20 protein-coding genes are annotated in these 24,940 nt (G+C 36.9%); 7 read left to right on the top strand and 13 right to left on the bottom strand.

Features of this window, described 5'->3' with window-relative positions:
* Positions 1-4 precede the first annotated feature (4 nt).
* Entirely contained in the window at positions 5-550 is a 546-nt protein-coding gene (locus tag DSM03_RS11860; RefSeq protein WP_128762149.1) for a DsrE family protein, read from the bottom strand.
* Positions 551-765: 215 nt separating this feature from the next.
* On the bottom strand, positions 766-1,950 hold the full coding sequence (locus tag DSM03_RS11855; protein ID WP_128762150.1) for a vWA domain-containing protein: 1,185 nt from the start codon (positions 1,948-1,950) through the stop codon (positions 766-768).
* A gap of 323 nt (positions 1,951-2,273) precedes the next feature.
* Here DSM03_RS11855 and DSM03_RS11850 point away from each other — a divergent pair, with 323 nt between their 5' ends.
* Both DSM03_RS11850 and DSM03_RS11845 read left to right on the top strand, forming a co-directional pair.
* The gene (locus DSM03_RS11850; protein ID WP_128762151.1) at positions 2,274-4,595 is read left to right on the top strand and encodes an ATP-dependent helicase; all 2,322 of its coding nucleotides are present in this window, start codon (positions 2,274-2,276) and stop codon (positions 4,593-4,595) included.
* Between the two features lie 69 nt (positions 4,596-4,664).
* Entirely contained in the window at positions 4,665-5,150 is a 486-nt protein-coding gene (locus DSM03_RS11845) for a hypothetical protein (RefSeq protein ID WP_128762152.1), read from the top strand.
* 53 nt (positions 5,151-5,203) lie between these two features.
* Here DSM03_RS11845 and DSM03_RS11840 read toward each other — a convergent pair whose 3' ends face one another.
* Complete coding sequence (locus DSM03_RS11840; RefSeq protein ID WP_128762153.1) at positions 5,204-6,028, bottom strand: UDP-2,3-diacylglucosamine diphosphatase; 825 nt, start codon at positions 6,026-6,028, stop codon at positions 5,204-5,206.
* A 159-nt stretch (positions 6,029-6,187) separates the two neighbouring features.
* On the opposite strand from DSM03_RS11840, the gene aroC reads away from it, so the two are divergent.
* The 3 genes from aroC (at position 6,188) to DSM03_RS11825 (ending at position 10,265) form a co-directional block, all read left to right on the top strand.
* Positions 6,188-7,252, top strand: a complete 1,065-nt coding sequence (gene aroC, locus DSM03_RS11835; protein ID WP_128762154.1) for a chorismate synthase — start codon at positions 6,188-6,190, stop codon at positions 7,250-7,252.
* Positions 7,253-7,559: 307 nt separating this feature from the next.
* Positions 7,560-9,008 carry a dicarboxylate/amino acid:cation symporter gene (locus tag DSM03_RS11830; RefSeq protein WP_128762155.1) on the top strand — a complete coding sequence of 483 codons (1,449 nt, stop codon included), beginning with the start codon at positions 7,560-7,562 and terminating at the stop codon, positions 9,006-9,008.
* 132 nt (positions 9,009-9,140) lie between these two features.
* Positions 9,141-10,265, top strand: coding sequence for a lamin tail domain-containing protein (locus DSM03_RS11825; protein ID WP_128762156.1), 1,125 nt, complete (start codon positions 9,141-9,143; stop codon positions 10,263-10,265).
* Here DSM03_RS11825 and DSM03_RS11820 read toward each other — a convergent pair.
* From DSM03_RS11820 to DSM03_RS11805, 4 genes are all read right to left on the bottom strand, one after another.
* On the bottom strand, positions 10,245-10,907 hold the full coding sequence (locus tag DSM03_RS11820) for a haloacid dehalogenase type II (RefSeq protein WP_128762157.1): 663 nt from the start codon (positions 10,905-10,907) through the stop codon (positions 10,245-10,247). The genes DSM03_RS11825 and DSM03_RS11820 overlap by 21 nt on opposite strands.
* Before the next feature lie 8 nt (positions 10,908-10,915).
* Positions 10,916-12,817: a mucoidy inhibitor MuiA family protein gene (locus tag DSM03_RS11815; RefSeq protein WP_128762158.1), complete on the bottom strand. Its 1,902-nt coding sequence runs from the start codon at positions 12,815-12,817 to the stop codon at positions 10,916-10,918.
* Positions 12,818-12,929: 112 nt separating this feature from the next.
* The gene (locus tag DSM03_RS11810; protein ID WP_128762159.1) at positions 12,930-13,328 is read right to left on the bottom strand and encodes a thiol-disulfide oxidoreductase DCC family protein; all 399 of its coding nucleotides are present in this window, start codon (positions 13,326-13,328) and stop codon (positions 12,930-12,932) included.
* Positions 13,328-15,499: an endonuclease MutS2 gene (locus DSM03_RS11805; RefSeq protein WP_128762160.1), complete on the bottom strand. Its 2,172-nt coding sequence runs from the start codon at positions 15,497-15,499 to the stop codon at positions 13,328-13,330. The genes DSM03_RS11810 and DSM03_RS11805 overlap by 1 nt, the downstream gene beginning before the upstream one ends.
* 158 nt (positions 15,500-15,657) lie before the next feature.
* Here DSM03_RS11805 and ung point away from each other — a divergent pair, with 158 nt between their 5' ends.
* Positions 15,658-16,323 carry a uracil-DNA glycosylase gene (gene ung / locus DSM03_RS11800; RefSeq protein WP_128762161.1) on the top strand — a complete coding sequence of 222 codons (666 nt, stop codon included), beginning with the start codon at positions 15,658-15,660 and terminating at the stop codon, positions 16,321-16,323.
* 342 nt (positions 16,324-16,665) lie between these two features.
* On the opposite strand, the gene DSM03_RS11795 is transcribed toward ung, so the two are convergent.
* The 6 genes from DSM03_RS11795 to DSM03_RS11770 form a co-directional block, all read right to left on the bottom strand.
* Positions 16,666-17,487, bottom strand: coding sequence for a substrate-binding domain-containing protein (locus DSM03_RS11795; protein WP_128762162.1), 822 nt, complete (start codon positions 17,485-17,487; stop codon positions 16,666-16,668).
* Positions 17,488-17,490: 3 nt separating this feature from the next.
* Entirely contained in the window at positions 17,491-19,542 is a 2,052-nt protein-coding gene (ppk1, locus tag DSM03_RS11790; protein ID WP_128762163.1) for a polyphosphate kinase 1, read from the bottom strand.
* 70 nt (positions 19,543-19,612) lie between these two features.
* The gene (locus tag DSM03_RS11785; protein WP_128762164.1) at positions 19,613-20,485 is read right to left on the bottom strand and encodes a nucleoside phosphorylase; all 873 of its coding nucleotides are present in this window, start codon (positions 20,483-20,485) and stop codon (positions 19,613-19,615) included.
* On the bottom strand, positions 20,486-21,421 hold the full coding sequence (locus tag DSM03_RS11780) for a DUF1835 domain-containing protein (RefSeq protein ID WP_128762165.1): 936 nt from the start codon (positions 21,419-21,421) through the stop codon (positions 20,486-20,488). It lies immediately after the preceding gene.
* A 15-nt stretch (positions 21,422-21,436) separates the two neighbouring features.
* Positions 21,437-21,769: a translation initiation factor gene (locus tag DSM03_RS11775; RefSeq protein WP_128762166.1), complete on the bottom strand. Its 333-nt coding sequence runs from the start codon at positions 21,767-21,769 to the stop codon at positions 21,437-21,439.
* A 4-nt stretch (positions 21,770-21,773) separates the two neighbouring features.
* Entirely contained in the window at positions 21,774-22,724 is a 951-nt protein-coding gene (locus DSM03_RS11770) for an isopenicillin N synthase family dioxygenase (RefSeq protein WP_128762167.1), read from the bottom strand.
* Positions 22,725-22,876: 152 nt separating this feature from the next.
* Here DSM03_RS11770 and DSM03_RS11765 point away from each other — a divergent pair, with 152 nt between their 5' ends.
* The gene (locus tag DSM03_RS11765; protein ID WP_201740434.1) at positions 22,877-24,886 is read left to right on the top strand and encodes an alpha-ketoacid dehydrogenase subunit alpha/beta; all 2,010 of its coding nucleotides are present in this window, start codon (positions 22,877-22,879) and stop codon (positions 24,884-24,886) included.
* The last annotated feature ends 54 nt before the right edge of the window (positions 24,887-24,940 follow it).

Raw genomic sequence — 24,940 nt, 5'->3', positions numbered from 1 at the left:
TTATTTAAAAGGAAATTAATGCGTAATCTAGATTCTGATAATGTATTAATGCGGTCATTGCAGATAAAGCAAGTGTTGTATGTTCCCAACGCTTATCTTTTGAAATATCACGAGAACCGGCGGTTTGCCCACAAAGAATCACGGGGATATCTAAAGAATGAAGTTTGTTTAGTAAGGCTAGATTAGGATTGTCAACACCAAATTTCTCCTTATAATATTTATTTTTCAGTAAACCAAAAGCTGCACTGCCGTGTACGACTAGTACAGGCTTTAATCGATTTTTATCAACTCCTGTAGCAACGTGCATATTGAGAAAACGAGCTATAGTATTAAAATATAGATTTAAAGAAGCAGGATCTTCCGGGGCTTTAGCGATGTCAAAAACTACTTTATAATCTTCAGTTGTATTTACAGGAAGATCAGGCGCAGGAACTGTGTAAGTATTTCCGAAACCTTCAATTAGGGGGCCAGTTATTTGTTCTTGTGCAATACCTATTTCCGCGAATGCGAAAATGAAAAACAAGCTAATACCCAAACGTTTTAAGTTCATAAAAATAATATCAGAAAACTAAAGATATAGAAAAGCTAGAGAAGCTAAAACCGGAAGGTGGAGATTTATGAGTATCTGCATTTTGATTTGTAACGCTGTAAAATTGATATTCAGAATCAATTTTAGTGAAAATTAGACAAAACAAAAGCGTGCCTCTAGTTATCTTGAGACACGCTTTTTTATTCTTCTTTTTCAAAAAAGTATTATGAGAGATATCAGCTCGTATATTTTGTGATGAGACGTATCATTAATTCTTGAAGGATTTCAACGTCATAGTCACCTACGGTAGGCTCGAGGTGATCATTACCTACACCGCTATCATTAGTTATGAAAACATAAGTTCCGTTTGTTGCTATGCTGAAGTTTCGCATTAAAAATTCAGTTTCTTTATTAATTCCGCTGGCAACTATGGGAATGATCTTAATTCCATTTTGAGCCGCTTTTTTAATTGATGTATGCAGGTCGTCAATTATTTGCGCTTCTTCGTGGGGTGGAGCATCTAACAACAAAAATGCAATGCGTGTTTTTGCAGTTGTAGCCCATTGTAATTCATCTATACCGGTCTTAAGAGCAGTATGTACAGCCTCGGGGAAATCTCCGCCGCCATCTGCGGACTGTGCATTAATATAAGTAAGGGTGTTCTCTAGATTTAAGGTAAAATCAGATTTTTTAACCAGATATTCGTCATCAATATCTCTATAGAAAACAGTTCCTGTAGAAATCTGAAGATTAGTATTTGCGACTTTAACCTTCTGAATAACTTGTTTAAGATCATCCTTTAGAAAATTCATCTCATCACCCATAGAGCCTGTCGCATCAACGATAAAAGCGAGGTCAACATTGCTGTATACTGGTGCAGAACTGTTTAGTTTAATTGTGTTTATTCCTTCAGAAAAAGGTTTTACACCGCTTAATTTTTGATTACCCAGATAAAAACTATAGTCAGAGATATCTATAGTTTTCTGGTTTTTGCTCTTGAGATCAATCCAAAGTTCTGCAGTCCCTAAATTATCTGTTTTTGCAGACCATATTACTTGTGCGCCTTTTTTTATCGTCAAAATAGCATCTACCACAGGTAAGCTATTTTCATCTTTTAATTCAAAAGAATAGCGGTTTGCAGTATTGAACTCCCAGTTTGTAGTAAGTTTATCTGCAACTTCCTGATTGAGTAAATTTTGCCAGAAATTCCAGTTTGATAAATCATTCCATTCTCCTGCGGTGATGATTCCGGCATTGTCAGAACCTCCATTACCTGACCCTCCTGTATCACCAGAACCATCAGATTCAGATGAAAAAGCACCATCTATTAATCCTTCTCCTTCGGTTAGCGAGCCGTCTTCGCTACAGGATAAAAAGAGCGCAAAAAATAAGGGAATGAGAAAAGTGTAGAATTTTTTCATAAGGCTGTTCGTTTTTTGATTGATTTATAATGTAGATGCTTTTTGTATAAAAGGTTGCGTGTGAGTGTCTTAATTTTTTAATTGAAATGCATAAGCACCCCCAAAGGGTTTAATACCCCAAGGCTTGCCGTGAAATTGAAAATTTGTTTGTAATAAGTACTTCGCAGACTTGCCGAGGTAGTTTACTATAGTATAAATTTCTTGATAACTAAATACCATAGTGTTCTAATAAAAAATTAAGTTTCCTTAATTTTCGCCCTCTTACTAAATAGAGGTGCTATTTTAGCTCATCAAGTTTAGTTTCAGTAAAAAAATCAATTGTTTTGGAGGCACTTTTAGAAGGATTAAATGAAGCACAGCGTGCGCCGGTTTTGCAAAAGGACGGAGCAATGATGGTGATTGCCGGTGCAGGCTCTGGGAAAACCAGAGTACTAACCATGCGTATTGCTTACCTGATGCAACAGGGAGTAGACGCGTTTAATATTTTATCACTCACATTTACTAACAAAGCAGCACGCGAGATGAAAACGCGTATTGGTAGCATTGTGGGTAATAGTGAAGCAAAAAACCTGTGGATGGGAACTTTTCACTCGGTTTTTGCTAAGATCTTACGTATTGAAGGACACCACCTGGGCTTTCCACCCAATTTCACGATTTATGATTCTCAGGATTCTCAGCGACTTATTTCCGCAATAATCAAAGAGATGGGGCTTGATAAAGATATTTATAAGTATAAGCAGGTTCATAGCCGTATCTCTTCCTTTAAGAACAGTTTGATCACCGTCAAAGCTTATTTTCAAAATCCGGAATTGATGGAAGCTGATGCTATGGCAAAAAAGCCTCGTATTGGTGAGATTTATAAGGAATATGTAGACCGCTGTTTTAAAGCGGGAGCAATGGATTTTGATGATTTATTGTTGCGTACTAATGAATTGCTGGCGCGTTTTCCTGAAGTGCTCGCTAAATACCAAAAACGTTTTCAATACATTCTTGTTGATGAGTATCAGGATACCAACCATTCGCAATACCTGATTGTAAAAGCACTTGCAGATCGGTATCAAAACATTTGTGTGGTAGGGGATGACTCCCAGAGTATTTATGCATTCCGCGGGGCGAATATTAATAATATTTTGAATTATCAGCGGGATTATGATGATGTAAAAGTGTATCGTCTGGAGCAAAATTACCGCTCAACCAAAAACATCGTAGAGGCCGCAAACTCGGTTATTGAGCACAATAAAACCAAACTGGATAAAGTGGTCTGGACGGCTAATGACGACGGACCTAAAATCATTGTGCATCGCTCGCTTACCGATGGGGAAGAAGGGCGCTATGTTGCGAGTAACATCTTTGAAACAAAGATGAATAACCAGTTACAACACAGTGATTTTGCTATTTTATATCGAACAAATGCGCAATCCCGTGCCATGGAAGATGCACTTAGAAAACGGGAAATCCCGTATAGGATCTTTGGTGGACTTTCATTCTATCAGCGGAAAGAGATTAAAGATGTTTTGGCTTATCTGCGTATTTTGGTTAATCCCAATGATGAGGAAGCTTTAAAGCGTGTGATTAATTATCCTGCAAGAGGTATTGGGGCTACAACTTTAGACCGTCTCGTCATCGCTGCAAAGCAATACGATCGCTCCATTTTTGAAGTGATGGAAAATATTCAGCATTTAGATATTAAAATCAATTCGAGCACAAAAAATAAGCTTTACAATTTTGTGAATATGATTCACAGTTTTAAAATTTTAAGCGAAAACGCCGATGCCTTTACCGTTGCTGAAACGGTAGCACGCAAAACAGGATTACTTCAGGAATTGAAAAAAGATGGTACGCCGGAAGGAATTGCACGTATTGAAAATATTGAAGAATTACTCAACGGTATGCGTGACTTTGTTGAAGGTCAAAAGGAAATAGCAGACGCTACCGGTAGCTTATCAGAATTTTTAGAAGATGTTGCGTTAGCGACTGATATGGATAAAGACATTGATGATGTTGATCGGGTTTCACTCATGACGATTCACTTGGCTAAAGGGTTGGAGTTCCCGTATGTTTATATCGTGGGACTTGAAGAGGATTTGTTCCCGAGTGGAATGAGTATGAATACCCGTAGCGAACTGGAAGAAGAGCGCCGCCTGTTTTATGTAGCTCTTACCCGTGCCGAAAAACAAGCATATCTTACCTATACCGAATCGCGTTACCGCTGGGGAAAACTCATTGATGCAGAGCCCAGTCGTTTTATTGAAGAAATAGATGAGCAATATCTGGACATCCAGACACCAATGGATAATTATCGCTACAAGCCGATGATTGATACCGATATTTTTGGAGAACCGGATAAAAGTAAACTACGTCTCAAAAAACCAGTAAGCGGAAGCGCTCCAACTGTGGGGAAACCTACCGAAGACCAATTACGGAAACTGCGTAAGCTACGTCCTCAAAGTAATTCACAGCCACAAACAGATGATCTCAACGGAAATCTTTCTAAAGGTATGCGCGTTGAGCACAGTCGTTTTGGTCATGGCGAAGTGTTGGGTATAGAAGGAGTAGGGCAGGATCAAAAAGCAGAAATACACTTTCAAACCGGTGGAATCAAGAAGTTATTGTTGCGTTTTGCGAAGCTGAAGATATTAGATTAGATTTTGCTTATTTGTACGCAACCATTTTTAGGCAATTGTATCTTCTAAAAGGACACTTAATCCGAAAAAATGAAAAAACTATTATTTATTGCAGCGATTCTTTTATTTGTTAGTTCTTGTGCTAATGATGATGATACCGTTATACAGTTAGAAAATTCTGATTTACAAGGCGACTGGTCTATGACCTCTGAAACTGAGGTGGAAAATGAAACCTGGAAAGTAACATATACCTTTAGTTTGAGTGGGGGTTTTGAAGCTGTAACAACTTATAAAAATCAAGAATCAAATGCCCTTATAGGTTATGGTTATAAAAGGGAAGGGAGTTATTCTTTTAAACAGGATAGTATAATTATTATTACAGAAAAGGAATTTGTACTACCAAGCGATTCTGATTACTATGTTGAAGATAGTTCTGAGCTTGAAGAGTTAGATGTTTTTTATTCTAATACTATGGGCTATAGTCTCACAGAGAACAGGTCTAAACTTACTTTAAAATATAAGCCTTGTGGGCCTCTAGAAAACTGCGTTACTGAAACAATTTTATTTAAAGAATAATTTAATTTTTAAATCATACTCCTGAATCCCAAGTCCTTTAGATTTGGGATTTTTTAGTTAAACATCTTAATCGAAGCCATTAGGGCTACTGGATCTATTTCTGTGTTTACAGATTCGTCATCTTTTGAAATAGGTAGATTTTGCTTTTCATATTCCATTAGAGACCAGATTTTGTTGTGGTATTCAAGAGCGGTTAAGTTTTCAATCCAGTCTCCGCTGTTGAGGTATAAGCAACTCCCGTTTCCATTTTCTACTTTTCGCATTTGCGGTTGATGAATGTGGCCACAAATCACATAGTCAAACTTGTTTTCGATTGCGAGTTCAGCAGCAGTTTCTTCAAAATTGGAGACAAACCTCACTGCTTTTTTTACGCTGTTTTTGATCTTTTTAGAGAGTGAATATTTTGGTCTTCCTAAGCTTACCAAACACCAGTTTATAAGACTGTTAAGTACAATGAGAAAGTCGTAACCCCAGCCGCCTAACTTGGCAATCCATTTAGTATGTTGGATAGAAGCATCAAAAACATCTCCGTGAAAAATCCATGCTTTTTTTCCGTCTAGATTTAATACCAGTTTATCAATCACAGAAATATTCCCCAGTTCAACCGGACTGAACTTACGCAGTTTTTCGTCATGATTACCGGTGATGTAATACACCTTAGTCCCTTTAGCGGCGAGTGAGATGAGTTTTTTAATAACCTGAAGATGTGATTTTGGGAAATACCGTTTTCTAAACTGCCAGATGTCTATAATATCACCGTTGAGCACCAGAGTTTTAGGTTTGATGCTTTGCAGGTAATTAACCAGTTCTTTTGCGTGAGCGCCGTATGTACCTAAATGCACATCAGAAAGGATAACAAGTTCTACTTTTCGTTTCAAAGAATATGATTTTTAACAAATTACAACCATGTCTGTTATCCTAGTTTTACCTCATTATTAAATTATTTAGGTATTTCGGCTTTTTTTACAATGAATTAGCTGCGTAATGACAAGGCTTTTAGCCTAAAACATTTTAATTTCGCCGCTCAAACTTTTGTTATGGCAGGTAATACTTTTGGAAAATTATTTACGCTAACCACTTTTGGCGAATCTCACGGTGAAGCTATAGGTGGAATTATAGATGGATGCCCTGCGGGTGTTGCTATCGATTTGGATTTGGTTTACCGCGATATGGAACGTCGCAAACCCGGCCAGTCTAAAATTGTTACCCAACGTAAAGAACCAGATTCTGTAAATTTCTTTTCCGGGATTTTTGAAGGGAAAACTACAGGAACTCCTATTGGCTTCAATATTGTGAATACCAATCAGAAGTCTCACGATTACAGTCATATCAAAGATACCTATCGCCCATCGCACGCAGATTATACTTATGATCAAAAATATGGTATGCGTGATTACCGTGGCGGTGGTCGTTCTTCTGCTAGAGAAACAGCGAGCCGTGTGGCCGCAGGAGCAATAGCAAAGCAGGTTTTAAGAGATGTGAAAATCAATGCGTTTGTAGATCAAGTAGGGGATATACGTATGACCACACCCTATCAGGAACTTGATTTTGATAAAATTGAATCGAACATCGTGCGCTGCCCGGATGAAGCTTTCGCCGAAAAAATGATCGATAAGATTAAAGAGATTCGTAAAGCAGGAGATACTATTGGTGGTACCGTGATGTGTGTCATACAAAATGTACCGGTAGGTTTAGGTGAACCCGTTTTTGATAAACTACATGCAGAGTTAGGAAAAGCAATGCTATCTATTAACGCTGTAAAAGGTTTTGAATACGGAAGCGGTTTCCACGGAGCTTCTATGTTAGGAAGTGAGCATAACGATCTTTTCAATAAAGACGGTAGCACGAAGACTAATTTGAGCGGTGGTATACAAGGAGGTATCAGTAATGGAATGGATATTTATTTCCGTGTAGCTTTTAAACCGGTTGCTACCATAATGCAAAATCAACCTACAATAGATAGAGACGGTAATGAAACTGAAATGCAAGGTAAAGGGCGTCACGATCCTTGTGTGGTTCCCAGAGCGGTTCCTATTGTTGAAGCAATGGCTGCTTTAGTTCTTGCAGATTTTCTTTTAATAAACAAAGGTTCTAAAATATAATTAAGATATTAGATTGATTTTAAAAGCTTCCGGAGAAATCCGGAAGCTTTTTTTATTGGCACCGACAAAGGGTTTATACCTCGAGTTGGCTTACTTTAGAACTTAGTTATTTTTCTACAAATTTTACGTTTTACTAACAATTCTGTATCAAAAGCCGTCTTAAGCTTAATCTAAATAAGGAATTTGTTTATCTTTCACGTCATAGAAAATCTTCGAGTAAACCGTAATGGTATTAAAATGTACATTTTTGCTTACTTAGCAATTATTAAACATCAAAATCTCGATAATCAAAAAGAAAACCCTTTTTATGAAGAAAATAGCATTGCACTGGAAAATAATTATAGGTCTGGTTTTAGGTATAATTTGGGCTTTAATTTCCAGTCAGTTAGGATGGAGTCAGTTTACGATAGACTGGATTGCTCCATTTGGTAAGATTTTCATCAATCTCTTAAAACTTATTGCAGTTCCGCTAGTGTTGTTTTCTATTATAAGTGGCGTGGCAAATTTAGGAGACCCTGCAAGTCTGGGGAGAATGGGTGGTAAAACGCTTTTAGCTTATCTGGTTACTACAGTTTTAGCGGTCGGGGTAGGTTTACTTCTAGTAAACTTAATAGGTCCCGGTAAGCTTGTAGATGAGCAAAGTCGAATAGATAATCGTATCAGTTATGAGATTTGGGCGGCAGATGAAGGTTATGTGATTAAAGATGGAGTGAACTACCTTCAGGATCCTAAGTTTATGGATCGTGCCCGAGAGATTTCAGATTTATCGAGAAGCGAACTCAAAGATGCTTCCGTAAATGATAAAATGGAAACTGCTGATGCAGCTAAAGAGGCAGGTCCGCTTCAACCTTTAGTAGATATTGTACCGGATAATTTTTTCAGTTCTTTAGCAGATAACGGCTTAATGCTGCAAGTGATATTCTTTGGGTTATTTTTCGGGATAAGTATGTTATTTATAGACCCTAAAAAGTCAGCTCCTGTTACGCGTGCTGTAGATGGAATAATGGAAGTTTTTCTAAAGATGGTTGACCTCACCATGCAGGCTGCACCATTTTTTGTTTTTGCACTTTTAGCTGGTGTTGTGAGTCAAATGGCGGGTAATGATATTGGTAAAGTTGTAGAAATATTTAAAGGCTTAAGTTGGTATTCTCTTACAGTTGTTGGTGGTTTGGGGCTAATGATATTCGGTATTTATCCACTTATTTTTAAAATTTTTGTACGTAAAGTATCTTATTTCGGGTTCTTTAAGGCGATGGGGCCTGCACAAACTTTAGCGTTTTCTACTTCAAGTAGTGCGGCTACACTTCCAGTTACAATGGAATGTGTAGAGGATAACCTGGGCGTTGATAAAAAGGTAACCAGTTTTGTGCTGCCCATAGGTGCTACTGTTAATATGGATGGTACGTGTCTGTATCAAGCCGTAGCCGTGGTTTTCTTGGCTCAATTGCATATGATAGATCTTACTATAGGGCAGCAATTGACTATTGTCTTAACTGCTACTTTAGCATCCATTGGCTCTGCTGCTGTACCTAGCGCTGGTCTCGTAATGTTGATTATTGTTTTAGAATCGGTAGGTTTGAACCCCGCCTGGATAGGTATTATTTTTCCGGTAGATCGTATTTTAGATATGTGTCGCACAGTTGTAAATGTAACAGGTGATGCAACGGTGTCTTCAGTTATTGCAAAAGGGGAAGGATTATTCAATTACAATCCCAATAAAGAGCCCGATGCTGCATTCGATATCGATGAAAAATAATTCAAATAGTTGATTATTAGGGTTTAGTGTTTTGTTTTTTCGAAATAATTATTAATTTCGAAAGACCCAATCTATTATAGTTGGCCCTACACAATTACTTGACTTACCATTTATAAACTTAAATGTGTAAGTATGAAGCAATTTTTACTTTTCTTTTTTATCGGAATTTTTCACGTATCTGCTCAGGTGGGTATAGGAACTACAAATCCAAGTGCTGCTTCTATGCTAGAGATTAGCAGCGAGTCATCAGACGGAAACTTTAAAGGACTAATGCCTCCTCGTGTGACGGTAGCTCAGCGAGATTTAATTGGAGCCACGGTAGATGACACGGGCCTGATGGTTTTTGTTAATGATCCTGACGCAACCATCTTTGGACTTCAGGTCTGGAATGGTGTTTTTTGGGAAAATATATATCTGCTACAAAATTCAATACAACCTACAGAAGTAGCCTACACCCTTACTGAAAATTCGCAAAGCGAAAGTATTGGAAGTATTGATTTGGAGTTTAATATCACGAATCCATCAGCTACTAATGGATTGACGGTAACCGTTGCAGCATCATCTTATGATGATTTAGACGAAAGTACTGCTCAGATTATTATGATACCGGCAAATACATTTATTTATAATGCTACACGTGTATTTAACCTTACGGATGACGCAATCACTGAAGGCAACGAACAAATACAGTTCACAATTACTAATACCAACGGAGGCTCTGGCGCACCTACAATTGGGGTGAATTCTGTTTTCAATTTAACTGTGGTAGACAACGATATTGATATTTGGATCAATGAAATTCACTATGATAATGTAGCTGGTGACGTAGATGAACGTGTTGAGATCGCTGGTTCGGCGGGTGTTGATTTAAGCGCATATAGCCTTGTTCATTACAACGGTTCTGGTGGAACTATTATTTCTAGCGAATCAATTTCGGGAGTAATCGTAGAGATAAATGCGGGTTTAGGAGTTAAGAACATAGATTTCCCCGGCTTACAAAATAGCAATGAAGCAATTGCATTAGTAGACCCCACCGGTAATGTAATTCAATTCTTGAGTTATGAGGGTAGTGTCACTGCTACTGAAGGACCTGCCTCAGGTATGACTGCTACACTATTACCAATTGATCAAGATCCTTCAACAGCTTTAGGTAAATCAATGCAGTTAACCGGAGCTGGAAATAAATATACAGATTTTACATGGTCAATTGAAAATGAAACCATTGATGAAATCAACTCAGGTCAAACGTTCAACTAACACATTTAAATCTCTACAATCGTAAGTGGGTTTTTCTGCAAGTGGATATTTGAATTTTCCTTCACGGGCGATGAATGCGGTTTGTAGTCCGGCTCGTTGTGCGCCGGTAATGTCCCAGCCGTGAGCCGCGACGAGTAAACTTTCTGCAGCCTGAGTTTTCATTTCATTTAAAACAAATTCGTAAGGTTTTGAACTTGGTTTAAAAGCACTCGCTTCATTTACGCTAAAAATTCGATCAAAAAAATGATCCAATTCAGCAAAAGCCAATTGCTCTTTAGCAACATCAAGATTTCCATTAGTTAAGGCAACTAATTGAAAACCTTTGTTTTTCAATCTTTTTAATGCTCCTGTGCTATCTGGATGTTGAGGTAGTTTGCTGATGAGAGCCAGAACAGCAATGATTTCATCTTCAGGAATTACTTTTTTGAATTTAGCAGCTGTCATTTCAAAAGTAGCTTTAGCAATGTTGCTAAAATCTTCGTGATTGCCACTTACGGTTTCAACTAAAGAATAATGAAGCAACTTGCTGAACCAAATCTCAAAGGCTTGTTCATTACTCAATAAAATATTTATACGCCTTGCTAATGGTTTTAAGTTGAGCAGGGTTTCGTTGACATCAAAAAGAATAAGTTTTGGTTTCAAAAAATGAATTATAGATTAATATTTTGACCTTTAGGATAACGCACTTCGTACGAGAAATTTTTAGTAACCGAAGCTTTTGGAGCCAGTTCTAGTTTCCATTTTAGGATACCGGTTTTTTCATCATAGGCAGCATCTGCTGTTTCCTGATCAGAAACCTTAATATCCTTATTCTGTGAAACCGGAATACGATCTTCTAAAACCAAATTAACCGCTGAGCTTTTAGTATTTCGAATTGAAATTTCATAAGCTTTAGCCACTACACGAGTTCCACCTAAGAACGATTTGCTTTTAAAATTGTCCTTCTTTTCGCGTTTTACAATAATGTTAGGGTCTATGCCTAAAGAAATTTCTAAGCTGTCTGTAGTTGCCAACGGACTAATAGCCGTCTTACCAGCATAACTTCCTTCAAAATAAATATTGGCTTCGCCTTGTAGTAAATCATAACGCTCCCAGTCTGTAACCGTAGCGGTGAGAAATACATTTTCGTTAAGCTCCGGTGCAGCATAATGCTGGTAGCTTGCGGGTAAGTCAAACTTGTCTATCTCAATGGTAGTGATGTCTGCATTTGAAACAATCGTATAGCGTTTTTTAATCTCAAAACGGGTATTGGTAAGACTTTCTTCTTTGGCTTCAACATTCTCGTTGTAAGATTCTGAATTAATAGTAATTCCAGCAACTTTTCCTGCTAAAGCACCCACTACAGATCTTTTATCTTGTGTCCCATAACCTACCACTACAACTTCGTCTAGTGATTCGTTGTTTTGCTCTAGTTGAACATTCATCATAGAACCGTGGATCGGTATAGATTCTGTATTAAAACCTACATAAGAATAGTGTAACGCACTACCACTATTGCTATTTATCGAAAGTCGGTATTTACCATCAAAATCTGTCGTTGTGCCATTTGAGGAGCCGGCTTGTGTAATATTCGCACCGGGTAATGGTGCGCCAGAGTCATCTGTTACAATACCGGAAACACTTCTAATAGTAGGATTGTATTTGTAATTTGTTCGGTTTACAGCACTGGTTTTTCTGTAATAACCAGTTACAAAATTGAGATATTTAGGTTGTAAGTCTGGCTTAAAATTATTGGTGTTGGGGTCTCCGGTAGAGAGAACCAACTTCACATTGTCCCAGTCTATACCGCTTTGTTGATACACATTTGCTTTGTAGTTGAGTTCAATAGGACTAGAAGTATTTTCTGCACGAATATCGTAAAGCGGAAACCATCCTGCATTTTGAATGATATAAGAGAGCTCCAGGTTGAGGCTTGTAGCACGGTCGCTCTGAAGTTTTACAGTGATTTCGCCGCGCATTTCTTTTCGGGAATCATCAAGATTATTCATTTGCTGCCGGTAATCGTTGATTTTGCGATCTAATTCTTGAATCTCCCGCTTTTGTTTGTAAATGATGTTTTGAATTTCGGTACTGCGCTGACGGTAATAGGCACTTATTTGCTTTACTTTTTCTAAAGAAAGGTCTGTATTATCACTGTTTATGCGTTGATTTTCAGTAAGTAGTTTGAGCTCACGCTCATAGCCTTCAATGGTATTTTGTATTGAATTTTTTTCGTAGAGCAGTTGGTCTAAATCTGATTTGAGTTTTTCATATTCCGCAGAAACCGTCTTTTTATCTAAGTAATTCAGGTCAAATGCTAGGGAAAGAATACTGGCATCATCAAGCCCTCGTAGCTGAATACTATTCTCTAAAATATCAGGCGAAAGATTGTCAAAAATCAATTCGTTAACTCCTGATTTGACAGTTACAGATGAAGAACGCTCGATGGTAGCCCCTTGAAGATAGATCGTTACCTTTTCAATCTTTGAATTTTGAGGAAGAGGTTTTTCTGAAGCTATCGAATTTGGATTGCTTAGAAACAGGCAGAATAGAAGAAGAACTAGAATTCGCATAAGTAGTTATTTTCCTTAAAAATAAACGAAAAGATTAGTTTAAAGCTGCTTTTTTGCGAATGATAGTAATTTATTGACGCCGCCAATGAGGTCAATACTCCGAGGTAGGTTATTAATCTAAAAATCTGGACTTAAGCTCTGGAGTGGGAATCATACAGCTTTCTTTTTTGCCAAACCATTGGTATCGGTTACGAGCTATGTAATCATAAACTGCATTTCTAATGAATTTCGGGACAATCATAAACCCAAAAAGCAACGGATAGCCCTTGTTTAAATACTTCGCAATGCGCAGGGCTGCTGAAGATTTAACCGAAACCCTATCACCGTCAATAAGAACAATAGAGTCTGTTTCTGCGGAATTGATTTGGTGATTTTTAAGCAAACGCTGACCAGTTTCTCCTTGCAACGAGGCAAATTTAAATTGCGCTGATGGATCGTGTTTGATGATAAAATTTATAGCACCATTACATAAGTTACAGACTCCGTCAAAAAGAATGATTTTGGTTTCCATTATTTTTTGCGCTGTACGAGTTCTAAAGTATCTACATCCACATTAGTGGTAAACATTCCATAATCAACAGTAGCTTTTCCTTTTTCAATTTTATCGATGGTTCCCACCGCTCTGCCATCTGGTAAGCGCACGCGGTCACCAATTTTTAGAGTTACTTTAGGTTTTTCTTTTTCAATTTGAATTTCTTTCTGCTTTTCTACTTTCTTCTTTTCTCTAATGACTTCAACTTTCTTTTCGGCCTCTTGCTTTACTTTTCTTTCTTTAGCTTTTTGTGCACGTTTCTGTTTGGCATTGAGTTTTGCACGTTTAGAATTTTCAATTTGTACCACTTTGTATAATTCGTCAAGTAGTAGTTTTTTATTCTTATTCGTAAAAAACTTATCACTCAGATCATCTAGTTTTTGCCCCAGATAAATTAAACGCTGATTGCTGTCGTAGAGTTCCTGGTAGCTTTCTAACTTTTCTTGAATGCGTGCATTGGTTTTATTAAGCTCTTGTTTTTGCTTAAGTGCTTCTTGCTCTTTAGATTTTAGCGAAGTAGTTGTTTTAGCTAATTTACTACGTTCTTTTTGAAGATCAGCAATACTCTTGTCAAATCGAATTTTACCGCGTTCTACTTTTTTCTTAGAACGGTTGATAAGCGAATAAGGAATACCATTTTTCTGAGCAACCTCAAAGGTAAACGAGCTTCCAGCTTCACCTACATAAAGTTTATATAGCGGCTCAAGTGTTCGGGAGTCAAAAAGCATATTGGCATTGGTTATTGCTTCGGTCTCATTGGCCATCATTTTTAGATTGGCGTAATGTGTAGTGATGATACCATAACTGTTACGCTCGTAAAAGACTTCAAGAAAAGTTTCGGCAAGAGCTCCTCCCAATTCAGGATCACTACCTGTGCCAAATTCATCAATCAAGAACAGTGTTTTATCGTCGCATTTCCGCAGAAAATAATTCATATTCTTCAGGCGGTAGCTGTAGGTGCTTAGATGATTTTCAATGCTTTGATTGTCTCCGATGTCCGTGAGTATTTTTTCGAAAAAACAAAATCTCGAATATTCATGAACGGGAATAAGAAGACCACTTTGAAGCATTACCTGTAATAAACCTACCGTTTTTAGGGTAATACTCTTACCTCCTGCATTGGGGCCACTAATCACGATGATTCTATTTTGTTCATCTAGCGTGATGTCTTGCGGAAAAGTTTTTTCACCGCGTTTTCTGTTGTTGAGCAACAGCAGCGGGTGATAGGCTTCCTTGATTTCTAACTCTCGATCCTGAGTTATTTTTGGTAAGACAGCATTTAATTTTTTTGCATATTTGGCTTTCGCCGAAATAACATCTATGGTGCTCAAAAGTTTTTGATAATCTTTAAGCAGAGGAGTAAAAGGACGCACAAAATCAGTCAAAGCTTTTAAAATACGCTTTATTTCTTCCTGTTCATCGTATTGAAGATTATTGAGCTCGCGTTGATGAGACTGTGTAGCTTCCGGCTGAATGTAAACAATACTTCCGGTTTTTGAATTTCCTAAAATTGAACCTTTTACCTTGCGGCGGTGCATGGCCGAAACAGCAAGAACACGCACATTATCTACAATAGACTCTCTGATTTCGTCTAAATAGCCATAAGAAGAATAGTTTGATAAGGCAGATGCAAAACTGCTGTTGATCTTTCCCTTAACCTGATTGATAGCTCTTCGCGTTTGTAGTAAAAGGGGAGAAGCATCATCTTTTATCTCACCGTATTTATCAACAATAGTATTAATCTCATCAGTAAGAATAGTAGTATACTCAGTTTCTCTTACTGTTTGATAAAGTACCGGATACACTTCCTGAAATTTTCTGAAATAGCGTAAATGGCTATTAACCGTTTCAGACAGACTACCTATTTTTCTAAAACTTCCCACTTCAAGAACCGTGTCTTCAATCCCTAACATTTTGAGTTCATGATCAAGTGCATCGAAGCCGTGATTAGGTATAGGTGTCTCGTGGGTATCAGAATTGATATATTCCTGAGTTTGGTCGAGAGCAAAAAGCGTTTTTTTATAACTGCGCTTAGGAGCCAATTTTAAAGCTTTTACCTTTCCCATATCTGTAATGCACAATTCACTAAGCTGTGCACAAACGGTATGAAATTCTAGATCTGATAATGTTTTTGGATGAATTTTTATCATATTAGGTTGCCTATTTTAAGGCTGAAACTAAGGTTCTTTAGTTTAAAATTGATTTGTAAAATTTTAGATGAGAAATTAAAATAATAGTATACAAAATACTATTTTGATCTCTATAATAGTTTTCCATTTTTGAACAGGAAAGCAAATTTAAGACATTCATGAACGTTGACATAGACCCCAGCTGGAAAGCTGTATTAGCCGAAGAATTTGAGAAACCTTACTTCAAATCACTAATAGAATTTGTAAAGAAAGAGTATGCTACTTTTACCTGTTACCCCAAAGGAAAAGATATTTTCAAAGCCTTTGATCTTTGCTCTTTTAATGATGTAAAAGTGGTGATCTTAGGACAGGACCCATATCACGGCTCAGGGCAGGCTCACGGTTTATGCTTTTCGGTACCTGAAGGAATGGCTGTGCCACCTTCTTTGATTAATATTTTTAAAGAAATAGAAGCAGACCTAAAGAAGCCTGATCCAGATTCTGGTAACTTAGAGCATTGGTCAAAGCAAGGTGTTTTATTGCTTAATGCAACTTTGACTGTAAGAGCACATCAAGCGGGTTCACATCAAGGCAAAGGTTGGGAGACTTTTACAGATCGTGTTATAGAGTTGATTTCTGAAAAGCGAGAAGGAGTTGTCTTTATGCTTTGGGGTGGTTATGCTAAGAAGAAAATAAAAAAAATAGATGCTTCTAAGCATCTCATTTTAACCAGTGGGCATCCTTCTCCTTTAAGTGCAAATAGAGGGTACTGGTTTGGAAATAGGCATTTTAGTACAGCAAATAGCTATTTAGAAAACTCAGGCAATGTAAAAATTGAATGGTAATAAAAAGCGATTCTACTTTAGGGGTAGAATCGCTTTTTGTTAGGTTTGATTTGAGGTCGACTTAAGAAGCTTTATTAAAAGCCATTTGTCGAGTCAAGGTTGATTGTTTAGGGGTTACATGCTTTTGTGATTTCTCAATCACGGGTCCACCTGCAACACTAAATTTAAATAACAAAAAATTAATGAGTAACAAGACGCCCAAAATACTAAAAAATGTAACCATTGTTCAATAAATTTGATTGCTTAATTAATTCGGGTGTAAAATTGAACTTTTTTTTTGCAATTAGTGCTAAATTAATTGTAAAACTTTCATTAAATGTGAGTTAAAGAAAAATTAGCATATTACTCTTTATCGATAGATTTGAGTTTAGAAAGGTATTTTTTGACCAGATTAATTTCTTCCTGAGGTAATTGTTCTTGTGACCAGGTAGTTAATGATAACCACTTTTTAATGTCTTCTAACTTTTGGTCATATCTCTCAGAAAGTAAGTGTTCAATGCCTTTAAGAAGCTTAAAGTCTTTTGTTTTTCTATTTAATACTTCGAGAAATTTATTAATAGTTGTAGCGTTATTCGCCTTGTATTTGTCGGTTGCTGCGATAACAAAACTTGACCACGGTGTGGGGAAATCACTTACACGTTTAAAGATTTTTTTATCGACTAACGGCTTGGTTGTAAAATGTTCCCACATAAAATAATCTGCTTCTCCAGCCGTGAGTGCTTCAACTGCGGTATTTATATTATTTACTACGATACATTCTATAGTAGAAGTATCCCAACCTAATTGTTCAGCTTGTATATAAGCCATTGTGTGACTTCCTGAGCCATAGCGGCTAATAGCAGGTCTTGTGTTTTCTAAATCTTCAATAGTTTTAAAATCACTTTTTTGAGCAACGTGAACTCCCCAAATTAACGGACTTGAAACGTAGTTTTGTACTATACTAGAGGGGTTACCGTTGTCGATATCTTTAATGATCCCCTCCGTTAAGATTACTGCAAGATCAATTTCATCGTTACGTAAGGCAGCATTCATAGCACCTGTACCACCGGGAAAGTCTACCCATTCTACGTGAATATCAGCTTCAGCAAAAAGACCTTCTTCCATACACAAATGTATAGGTAGATTAAAATGTTCTGGCACTCCGCCTATTCTTAATGTGGTCATACGTTAATTTTTAGATTTTAAATAGTCATAAATAGCATACTGTGAGCGAATAGCTTTTTCATTTTGTTCTCTTGAGATATATGCATTGGTTTCAGCCTCATCTAGTATGCGTGCTTTGGTATTGTCTGATAATTGTATTTCTAAAATATCCTCTAATTCAGAAAATAGATCTTGATCATAAATAGGTGTAAGTACCTCAATACGCCGATCTAAATTACGAGTCATCCAGTCTGCAGAGCCCATATACATTTGCTCATCACCATTATTATAAAATAAATAGATACGACCATGCTCGAGATACCTATCTACTATTGAAGTCATATAAATATTCTCACTGAGACCTTTTACACCGGGAATTAAACTTGTAAAACCACGAACAATCATACGAATTTTAACACCTGCCTGACTGGCTTTGTACAACAACTGAATCATGTCTGGATCTTCAAGACTGTTCATTTTGGCAATGATCTGCGCTTTTTTACCAGCTTGAGCAGCTTCGATTTCATTATGAATGAGTTTCTCAAAAGTTCTTCTGGTTGTGAATGGGGAGATCAATAAATGTTTATTTCGCGGTATAATGAGTTCACCTTCTAAAACTTTAAATACACGTTCAAGTTCTTTTGTGATCTTTTTATGAGCGGTAAATAATCCGTGATCGCAATATATTTTAGAGGTTTCGCCATTAAAATTTCCTGTGCCTATATAAGCGTAGCGTCGTGATTTTTCTTCTTCTTCACGTATGACCATCAAAATTTTTGAGTGCACTTTTATACGAGGATAACTGTAAATAACACACGCACCTTTCTTTTCAAATTTTCGACCCCAGCTGATATTATTTTCTTCGTCAAAACGAGCTTTAGCTTCAATGAAAATGGTGACTTGCTTTCCATTTTCTATCGCTTTTAAAAGTGATGTAGTCAAAACAGACTCATCTGCGACGCGGTATAAAGAAATTTTTATGTGAGTTACTGCAGCGTCATCTGCTGCTTGCTCAACAAATTGCTCAACATAATTGAAAGACATAAAAGGAAAGTGCACCAACTGATCTTTCTTCTGAATAGTTTTAAAAAAGTTTGTTGATTTTTCAAGTTCCCGATGTTTGATAAAAGGCTTTTTATCATAATGCAATGCTGCATTTTCAGTAGGATCAGGAAATTTAAAAAAGTCATTAAAATTATGATATCTTCCTCCGGGCATCATATCTATTTTTCCCAGATTCAGTAATTTTCGCAAACGCTTTGCAGCAGGTTTTGGCATAGAAGCATCGTAAAGCAGACGGGTAGGTTGCCCTTCCTGGCGTTGTTCTAAAGATTTGTATATACGTTCTGCGAGAATTCCATCTAGCTCATCATCAATATATAACTCAGCATCACGAGATAGTTTGATCTCATAAACTCCTTCTATGGTTTCAGAATTGAAAATATTATTGATTTCATACCGAATAATATCGTCTAGAAAAGTGATATTATGCGTTTCCTTTACTTTACCAAGATCCACAAAGCGTTCGTTAGTATCTGTAGGTATTTTTACAAAACCTAATTTCTTAGAATTTGTGAATGTGACACAGAAATACAGCACCTGATTTTCAAGGAAAATTTCTTTGTCTTTGGAAGGATCAATAATTATTGTTTCAAGATCATTTTTAATATGAGCGATAAACCAAATATTAGCCAATTGCGCCTGAATGTTGGTATATTTTTCAGAGGGAACTAAAACAATATTATTTTCAGCCAGTTCTGGTATAATCTCTTCATTGTAAATTCTACCGAACTCTTCTTGCTGTTCTTTTACAATAGCAAGAATCTCTTTGACAGTTTTATTAGGTCTAAGTGCTAACTTTTTACGGATGCTTTTTTCTACCCGTTTCATCTGTCTGAGCTGACTTACGCGAACACGAAAATACTCATCTAAATTAGAAGAATATATGGCTAAAAACTTCATACGCTCATAAAGAGGATTGTGCTCTTTATCTTGCGCTTCTTGTAAAACACGGGCGTTAAAGCTAAGCCAGTTTAAATCCCTGTGTTTTAAATTCTCAGCCGAGTCTGTTTCCATAGATAGTTTAGGTTTTTCCAAAAATACGAAAGGCTTTAACGGTCTGAATTAAGCTTTTGTTAAAAGAAGATTAGAGTAAGGCAATGCGATCTAGCGCCCACACAATCATGTCTTCAACAATTTTTGAAGGTTGGCTACTGAAGGTTTCTTTTGTACGATTTGCAAGAATAGCATTAATAGAAAGTGCACGATGCCCTAAGAGTAGGCTCAAACCATAAATCCCTGAAGTTTCCATCTCGAGATTTGTTATAGATTCACCCGAATATGAAAAGCTTTCCAGTCTTTTATTCATTTGCGGATCTTGAGTATTGAGGCGTAATTTTCTACCCTGCGGACCGTAAAAACCTATATTAGTAGCAGTTATTCCAGAATAAATATTGTCTTCCTTAAAATGATTAAACAAGTCCTGATTAGCTAAAATACAGTAGGGTTTACTCTTTTCTAAACTCCAGTTTGCATGCTTTACAAACGCGTTTTCAAAAGCACGATCTCTATGTGATTCATTTTCGTAGAAATGGAGCAATGCGTCAAAGCCCAGTGCTTTTTTACTGATTAAGACAGAGTCAACAGGAATATCTTGCTGAATAGAACCGCTTGTGCCCAACCTGATTATATTGAGCGTTTTCAAATCTTTTTTTATGCTTCGGGTTTCAAAATCAATGTTAACCAAAGCATCTAATTCGTTGAGAACGATGTCGATATTATCGGTGCCGATTCCGGTAGAAATTACGCTAAGACGTTTCCCTTTATAGGAACCGGTTTGTGTTTTAAATTCTCTTTTTTGAGTTGAAAATTCAATAGTGTCAAAATGTTTTGTCACGGTCTCAACCCGGTCAGGATCACCTACTGTAATGATAGTTTCAGCAATATGTTCTGGCAATAGATGGAGGTGGTAAATGCTTCCATCTTCATTAAGAATAAGTTCAGAGGGTGCCAGCGTCATTTAGCTGTGTTTAATAAGTTCATGACTCGCAGGGTTGTATAAAAAAGAATATTTATGCGTGCCGCCGTAAGAAGAATTATCTTTTAACGTGTCATAGTAGTTTTCAGAACCATCAAGCACATTTTTGCCTTTTGTATTGAGAATAAGTTGGCCATCTTTCATCCTAAAAAATGGTTTAAGCGCTTTGATCATACGGTTAAATTGTAAATCACCGTACCCATAATAACCCTGATAGTTCAAAGCATAACCACACAATTGTTTAACAGAGTTTATGTCATATAAATCAATAAGCTTTAAAATATTTGTTTCCAGGCTGTTAAGGCCGGTGTCTTTATTGGGAAAACGCTCAATATGTGCACGGATACAGCTCGAAAGATATTTAAAATTTGAACTGTTTTTGATTTCGGCTTTAAGTTCAATCGGTTTTTCATCACAATACAATTGCCAGATGTGATGCGCAATTTTGAGATCTTCTGGTGCAAGCTGAATTTTCTTCTCATAATGCGTTAAAAGTTGCTCATCTGTAAGTTCAGAAAGGCCTTTTAACTGCGCTTCACCTTTTACCCAGCCGCTGCAAACAATATAAATAGGCATTGTGTTTTTGTGCTGTATCAGGTAGCTTATTGCAGCAAGCATATTGATATGACAAAATAAGTCAAATTCAAACCAAAGTATAACTTCGTCATACATATTTATCTCTGAAAGCTTCTTAAGCTCAGAAACAAATTTGTTTTCATAATCAGCTGCGGGAATATTATAAGTGTCTTTCAAGAACGTTTTACGTGCATCTATAAATGCTTGAGAACCCACCTCTTTTAGCGTGGGACCCTCACAAAGCATTTCGCGCCAAATGACAAGGTCACCATCTAGTTCTAAAGAATCTAATCGCTTGGTAAGGCTATCACCATTTGTAATGTGCAACATATTACTCCCCATAATTTTGAGTTTTAGTTATCCTCCTACCCGCTTTACTTTAAAGCCTTTATCTTTTAAAAAAGACATTATTTTATCTCGGTAATCTCCTTGAATAATTATTTTTTCTTTTTTAAAACTTCCTCCTACGCCCAACATTTTTTTGAGTTCTTTAGACAGAATTTTAAAGTCTGAATCTGCGCCAGTATACCCTTCAATAATTGTGATTGGTTTTCCTTTGCGTTTTTCATACTTACAGATAAGAGGATCTTCTTGCATCCAAATACCAAGATCGTTAGGATCTTCTGTATTGTCTGAAGGCTCAGGTTCATGGTCTGGAAAAAGGTTCTTTAACTGGTCTTGTAAGTCCATTATATTATTTTTTGATCAAGCCTATTTCAACAAGTCGTTGGTGTAAAAAATCTCCTGCAGTAATATCAGGATAGGCTTTTGGATGATCAGCATCAACACATTCTTCCAGACAATTGAGAGGCATCTCGCTGCGCGGATGCATAAAGAAAGGAATAGAATATCGAGGAGTATCCCACTGTTCTTTAGGAGGATTCACAACACGATGAATGGTTGATCTTAGTTTATTATTGGTGTGGCGCTCTAACATATCGCCAACGTTTATTACGAGTTCGTCTTCATTGGGTATAGCATCAATCCACTCACCGTCGTTACGTAAAACTTGTAAGCCTCCGGCTGAAGCACCCATAAGAAGCGTAATCAGATTGATGTCGCCGTGAGCACCCGCACGCACTGCGCCTTTAGGCTCTTCAGTAATTGGCGGGTAATGAATAGGACGTAGAATACTATTCCCGTTTCTGGCCCATTTGTCAAAGTAAAATTCGTCAAGGCCTAAATATAAAGACAAGGCTCTTAAAACATAAATACCGGTCTTTTCGAGCATTTTATAAGCTTCCATACCTGTTGAGTTGAAATCCTTCAGCTCTTTAACCTGAACATTTTCAGGATACTCTTCAATTAAGTTTGCATTAGCATCAGGTTCTTGGCCAAAATGCCAAAACTCTTTTAAGTCCCCTTCTTTTTTTCCTTTTGCGTGTTCTTTTCCAAATGAAATATAACCGCGCTGACCGCCCAGGCCTTCTATCTCATAACCTTGTTTAACATCTTCAGTAAGGTCAAAAAAAGCTTTTACTTCTGTATATAAATTGTCAACTAGAGCATCATCCAGAAAATGATTTTTTAGCGATACAAAACCTATTTCTTCGTAGGCTTTGCCTATTTCATCAACAAACTTTTGCTTTTGTGCCGGGTCTTCACTTAAAAAATCTGAAAGATTTACACAGGGAATTGTATTCATAACAATTAAGGGTTCAATTTTATACAAGTAATCAAATATATCAAATTTAACCCGCTTCTTATTTTAAAGAGTACTTAAAATAATACGGAAAATGGAATACTTCATAATCAGGTAGATCAATTTAATTAAATTTAGTCTATCTAATTTAAGTTATGTCAAACCATTCTTATATCATTTCAAGACTCAATTTTAACCGTAGAGATTTAGATAGCAAGCAGCTTTTAAGCCTTTACGAGTCGCTTTTAAAGCCAAGGTTAATTGAAGAGAAAATGCTCATTTTGCTGCGTCAAGGAAAAATCTCGAAATGGTTTAGCGGTATAGGTCAAGAAGCCATAGCGGTTGGAGTAACTGAGGCTTTAAAGAAGGATGAATATATTTTGCCAATGCATCGTAATCTTGGGGTTTTTACTTCAAGGGAAGTTCCGCTAGCTAGATTGTTTAGTCAGTGGCAAGGTAAAGCTAATGGCTTTACTAAGGGTAGAGATCGCAGTTTTCATTTTGGAACACAAGATTATAAGATTGTAGGTATGATTTCACATCTGGGGCCTCAATTAGGTGTTGCAGATGGAATTGCACTGGCTCATAAGTTGCGCTCAGAAAAGAAGGTAACTGCTGTTTTTACAGGGGAAGGTGGTACGAGCGAAGGAGATTTTCACGAAGCTTTAAACGTAGCTTCGGTTTGGGATTTGCCTGTTTTGTTTTGCATTGAGAATAATGGCTACGGACTTTCGACACCTACTTCAGAACAATATCGCTGTCAGAATTTAGCAGATCGCGGAGTTGGTTATGGTATAGTAAGTCACATGATTAACGGTAATAATATTCTAGAGGTTTTTTCAGAAATAAAAAGCTTGGCAGCTTCTATGCGCGAGAACCCTCGTCCGGTTTTGGTTGAGTTTAAAACTTTCAGAATGAGAGGGCACGAAGAAGCCAGCGGAACTAAATATGTGCCTGAAGATTTAATGAACCACTGGTCCGCATTAGATCCTGTAGAGAATTATAAAACTTATTTATTTGAGGAAGGAGTTTTGAATGAAGAGACTCAAAATACAATGATTCAAAATATAAATGCTGAAATTGATCAGGCTTATAAAATCACTTCTGAAGAGCCTGAAATAGTTGGAAATTTAAAATGCGAACTTGATGATGTTTTTGCTCCTTTTGATTTAGAATCTACACATATTGAAAATACTTCAAAAACAAGTATTCGCTTTATAGATGCTATTTCAAGCGCGCTGGATTTGAGTTTTGAACGTCATCAAAATCTAATTTTGATGGGACAAGACGTTGCTGAATATGGCGGGGTGTTTAAAATTACTCAGGGTTTTATAGATAAATATGGTAAAGATCGCATTCGCAATACACCCATTTGTGAGTCTGCAATAATTGAGGCTGCGATGGGACTTTCAATTAATGGATATAAAGCTATTGTAGAAATGCAATTTGCAGATTTCGTAAGTAGCGGTTTTAATCCTATTGTAAACTACCTTGCTAAATCGCATTACCGCTGGGGGCAAAAAGCTGATGTTGTGATCAGAATGCCGTGTGGAGCCGGAGTAGGAGCAGGACCCTTTCACAGTCAGACAAATGAAGCTTGGTTTACGCATACTTCTGGATTAAAAGTAGTTTATCCTGCTTTTCCTTCAGATGCAAAAGGATTATTAGCTGCATCCATTGAGGATCCTAATCCTGTTTTGTTCTTTGAACATAAAGCGTTGTATAGAACCATTTATGAAGAAGTTCCAGATTCCTATTATACAATGCCATTAGGTAAAGCTGCACTATTAAAGAGTGGAAGTAAAGCTTCAGTTATTACTTATGGCGCACCGGTACATTGGTGTCTAGATCTTTTAAAATATAATCCAGATTGGGATATTGACCTTTTAGATTTACGCACCTTATGTCCTTTAGACTACGAGTGTATAAAAGCTTCCGTAATCAAAACAGGAAAGGTTTTGTTGCTAACTGAAGATTCAAATTTTGGTAATGTTATGGCAGATATTTCAGCATATATCGCAGAGGAATGCTTTGAATATTTAGATGCTCCAGTAAAAAGACTCTCTAGTTTAGATACACCCATTCCCTTTGCTCAGAACCTTGAAATAAATTATTTAGCTAAGAATAAATTAGAAGAGATACTAGCTAAGCTGATGGCTTATTAATGTTAAAATTTTATTGAAAACGGCTTTGGTAAGGTTTTTCGTTAACTGTATTTA

Source organism: Leeuwenhoekiella aestuarii (assembly GCF_004104055.1).
Classification (GTDB): Bacteria; Bacteroidota; Bacteroidia; order Flavobacteriales; family Flavobacteriaceae; genus Leeuwenhoekiella; species Leeuwenhoekiella aestuarii.
Note: the sequence above shows the minus strand (reverse complement) of the source record. Positions and strands in the feature narration are given on the sequence as shown.